This window comes from Streptococcus sp. ST14 (assembly GCF_046098195.1).
Taxonomy (GTDB): domain Bacteria; phylum Bacillota; class Bacilli; order Lactobacillales; family Streptococcaceae; genus Streptococcus.
The window spans coordinates 1-854 of sequence record NZ_JBJUSF010000068.1; the positions used below are offsets into that span (position 1 = coordinate 1).

Below are 854 nucleotides of genomic sequence, written 5' to 3' on the forward strand. Positions count from 1 at the left end.
AAAAAGGAACAATGACAAAATTAGAAACTTTGGAAAAACAAAAACAGAAAGCGGAAGACCGCTTAGCTGACTATATGACCAAGGCCAAGAAGGAAGAAGATAAACTGCAGCAGCTAGAAACTCAAATCATTCTGGCCAAACATGAGGAACGGTCAAACTACTTGGCCGAACATAATTTAACCTGGGCTGATATTGAAACAGCTCTTGCTGAAGGAAAATTGAAAGGAGCTGAAAAAGATGTACCGTTTAACCAATCTGACACAAAACACGACCACAACGTATAAGAATCGAGACCTTGTGTATCAAGCCCTAGAGCGAGAAAATGCCAAGGTTAAGCATGAGGAGGCAGAGGCCGTTTTATTGGTAGAGGAACTGGATAAAAAGAATGTAGTGATCTACCAAGAAGATGTCTATTTGCCGTTTGAGGGAATTGTAGATAGCCTCTTCCTGAAGCCTGGTACGTTGAATCACCAGGAGGCTCCAGCAAAAGAAGCAAAAAACTCTTTCTTTAAGCGCCAGCCTGAAACAAAACATGTAGAGAAGACTCCTGAAGAGAAAGCTAAAGCCACTTCCTTGAAACATGAAACTCCCAAACCTCGAACCTCTTCTAAACGCTCTTTTTGGGTGTTTTTAGGAAGAGTTTTGGTGTTATTGAGTCTAGTAGGAAGTCTGACAGTTGCTGGCTTATCACTTACGCTAGTTTACCATCAAGAAAAGCAACTCTCGGCCGTATCCAAGGAACTTTCAAATCTAAAAACCATTCAGTCAAAAACAGGAGAACTAGATGCCTTTTCACGTTACTTTTTGCCAGCCCTTTACTCTGATAAAGGGAAAATGGCTGATTTCGTAGCTCC

Annotated in this window: 2 protein-coding genes; both read left to right on the forward strand. The window is 41.3% G+C overall.

The features are described 5' to 3' along the window. The first annotated feature begins 11 nt into the window (after positions 1–11). Positions 12–284, forward strand: a complete 273-nt coding sequence (locus tag ACIY19_RS10830) for a hypothetical protein (RefSeq protein WP_000163602.1) — start codon at positions 12–14, stop codon at positions 282–284. Next, positions 238–854: hypothetical protein (locus ACIY19_RS10835; protein ID WP_409003404.1), on the forward strand; the 617-nt coding region annotated here is incomplete at its 3' end. The genes ACIY19_RS10830 and ACIY19_RS10835, both read left to right, overlap by 47 nt.

Excerpts from the sequence above, each read along its gene's own strand:
- ACIY19_RS10830 (WP_000163602.1), top strand. The coding sequence starts at position 12 with ATGACAAAATTAGAAACTTTGGAAAAACAAAAACAGAAAGCGGAAGAC.